Origin of the sequence: Serratia sp. 14-2641 (assembly GCF_001692375.1) — a bacterium.
Classification (GTDB): domain Bacteria; phylum Pseudomonadota; class Gammaproteobacteria; order Enterobacterales; family Enterobacteriaceae; genus Chania; species Chania fonticola_C.
Genome location: NZ_LXKR01000078.1, coordinates 1 through 2,689, shown reverse-complemented (window position 1 = coordinate 2,689; position 2,689 = coordinate 1). Strand labels below are relative to the sequence as shown.

3 protein-coding genes and 1 pseudogene are annotated in these 2,689 nt (G+C 54.3%); all 4 read left to right on the top strand.

Annotated elements, in window-relative coordinates:
* A pseudogene (locus A6U95_RS25235) lies at window positions 1-1,117 on the top strand (type IV secretory system conjugative DNA transfer family protein); the annotation flags it as partial.
* 11 nt (window positions 1,118-1,128) lie between these two features.
* Window positions 1,129-1,443, top strand: a complete 315-nt coding sequence (locus tag A6U95_RS25230) for a hypothetical protein (protein WP_021807939.1) — start codon at window positions 1,129-1,131, stop codon at window positions 1,441-1,443.
* A complete protein-coding gene (locus tag A6U95_RS25225) occupies window positions 1,440-1,973 on the top strand; it encodes a phospholipase D family protein (protein ID WP_065686488.1) in 534 nt (177 codons plus the stop codon). Before A6U95_RS25230 ends, A6U95_RS25225 begins: the two co-directional genes overlap by 4 nt.
* 189 nt (window positions 1,974-2,162) lie before the next feature.
* The gene (locus A6U95_RS25220) at window positions 2,163-2,423 is read left to right on the top strand and encodes a replication regulatory protein RepA (protein ID WP_065686487.1); all 261 of its coding nucleotides are present in this window, start codon (window positions 2,163-2,165) and stop codon (window positions 2,421-2,423) included.
* The last annotated feature ends 266 nt before the right edge of the window (window positions 2,424-2,689 follow it).

Here is a 2,689-nt window from a genome sequence, read left to right as displayed (position 1 = left end):
CGGTGACATCGACCTGAAAGATGTGGTTCACAACGATCGCATCCTCGTCATCCTTATCCCCGCACTGGAAATCTCTTCCACCGAGGCGGCTGCACTCGGACGACTGTATGTGTCTCAGTTGGCGATGATCCTGAGCCAGGACCTCGGAGAAAAGCTGGAGGGACGGCCGGAAGACATAATGGTCGTACGCAAGTACAAGGACAGATTCCCCTTTCTGTGGATAGCCGATGAGGTGGGGGCCTGTTACACCGAAAAGTTGGGTGAGCTGGCCACCCAGGTCCGATCGCTGGGGTATTGCTTGCTGCTGGCCGGACAAGAAGCACAGCGGCTTAAATCTGCGGCCGGTGACCGTGTATGGACGTTGATCGCCAACATGGGTACCCGTATCACCGGCAAAATCATGGACCCGAAAGACACCCTGGAAATCCTGCAGTTGATGGCCGGCACGGAGTATTTGCCGGAAATGAGCCAGATGGTGCGTCAGAACGGTGTCATGGGCAGTCGCTGGGATGAAGACGACAAACTGCAATTACGCGAGCAAAAGAAAGTCAGCGTGGAAGAAGTGCAGCAACTGCAGGAGGGCGAGAACATCACCCTGTTCCGGGGAGAGGTTATTCGCGGTGCTTCGCTCTATATCGCTGACGCTGACAAGTTCACGAAAGAGGCGATACAGATTAACCGTTTTATCGAGGTGGCTCCGCCGTCTCTCAATACGCTGCTTGCGCAGGCACCGGCAGCCGTTCGTCGTAGCTATCCACGGGCTGACCGGATACAGCAGATAGTCCGCCGGCTGGATGCGCCGGACGCACGTTCAGATCTGGAGAACCTGCTGCTGACCGATCCTGCGCTGGCGGCCATCAATGACCTGGAAAACGAATGGCAGCATATCTGGCGCCGACGTCCGACGGCGGCGGTCAGCACCAGCCTGCTATGGGAAACGGCACTGGTGCATCTGCCGGCACGTGGGCGGGGTTATCAGGTGCAGGCGAAAACCCCGACCGCACTGGGTGTTGGGCAACCGCGTCTGATGGCCTATCAAATGCAACATATTCCGGTTGAGAAGCTGGCCAACAACACTTCAAAAGAGAACGCAAAATGGCAACGAAAATCACAGTAAACGGCAAGACAATGGTCGTCGATGGTAATCATATCCGCGTCAGCGGTAACCAGGTGATTGCGGATGGCCAGACGGTGTCGCTGGGCGATGGGACGGTGGTGGCAGTCGCCATTACGATTGTGGGAGACGTGCAGGTGATTGATTCCGAAGAGGCCGATGTGACGGTGCAGGGGAATGTGGGCACCGTGCGCAGTACCAACGGCAACGTCAGGGCCGGTAATGTCACCGGCAACATCGAGACGCGTACAGGTAACGTCACCTGTGGTCATGTGCAGGGCGGCGTCAGTTCGAGGAACGGCAATGTGTTTTACGGGGGCGCAAAATGATGCGGACCTCGCTGAAAGTCTGGTGTCTGGCCGCAACCCTGGCTGTAGCGCCGTGTGCCATGGCTGCGCCCTCGGTGCAGGTGGGGTTCTCACCCGAAGGCAGCGCCCTGCAACTGGTACTGAATACGCTCAATGATGCCCAGAGCAGTATCCGGCTGATGGGGTATTCGTTCACCTCCCCCGAGGTGGCGAAGGCACTGACGAGCGCCAAGCGCCGGGGCGTTGATGTGAAAGTAGTGCTGGACGCGAAGGGAAACCAGAACAAGGCCAGCCAGGCGGCGATGAATTTGCTGGTCAATGCCGGTATTCCGGTTCGTACCGTCGATAACTTCAAGATAATGCACGACAAACTGATCATCACCGACCAGGTGAATGTCGAGACCGGGTCATTCAATTTTAGCCGCGCAGCGGCGCGGTCCAACTCGGAAAATGCGCTGGTGCTGCGTGATATGCCTGGCGTGGCACAAACCTACCTGGCGCACTGGCAATCGCGCTGGGATATCGGGAAGGAGTGGCGCTCGTCGTATTGAAATGTCCTCCATACCTTTCTGTCACCCTATGACGGCTTGATCCTCTGGGCTCAGGTCGTCCGCTCTTCCTGCATTTTTATCTGTCATCCCGCGCCAACGGGACTGAAAAATGCTTTTTATGCTGCTAACGTACGGATTCTGTAGTACGCTTTGCCAAACGATCCTTTTCAGATCCTTGGGGAGGCAGAAATGTCACAGGCCGTAAACGCAGTTACTTCCTCATCGAAAACGAAGCGCTCTTACCGTAAAGGTAATCCTATGTCAGCTACTGAAAGGCAGTTGGCGGCGATAGCCCGTAAGCGCGAAACTCATAAAGAAGTGAATGTATTTATCAAAAATCCCATGAAAGACCAACTTCTACAGTTATGTGAAGAGGAAGGTTTAACTCAGGGACAGATGATCGAAAAACTCATTGAAATTGAGACGTGCCGCAGAAACAAAAGAATGTAAAAGGTTCACATTCTTGCTAGTTGTACTGGTGAGTGCTAGATTACTGATCGTTTGAAGAATTTTTTGGTTGGCCACGCCGAAAGGTGGCAAGGAATGGGTTCTGAGGCAGTTTGAGCCGAATCCAGAAAAGCAAAAACCCCGATAATCTTCGCTAAGTTTGGCGACTGAGAAGATTACCGGGGCTCACTTAAAACTGTATAGAAGCGTTGCTCTATGCAGGGAGTATAGTTTTATGCCTTTTAAAGGTCAACTCCTCCTGTGCAACT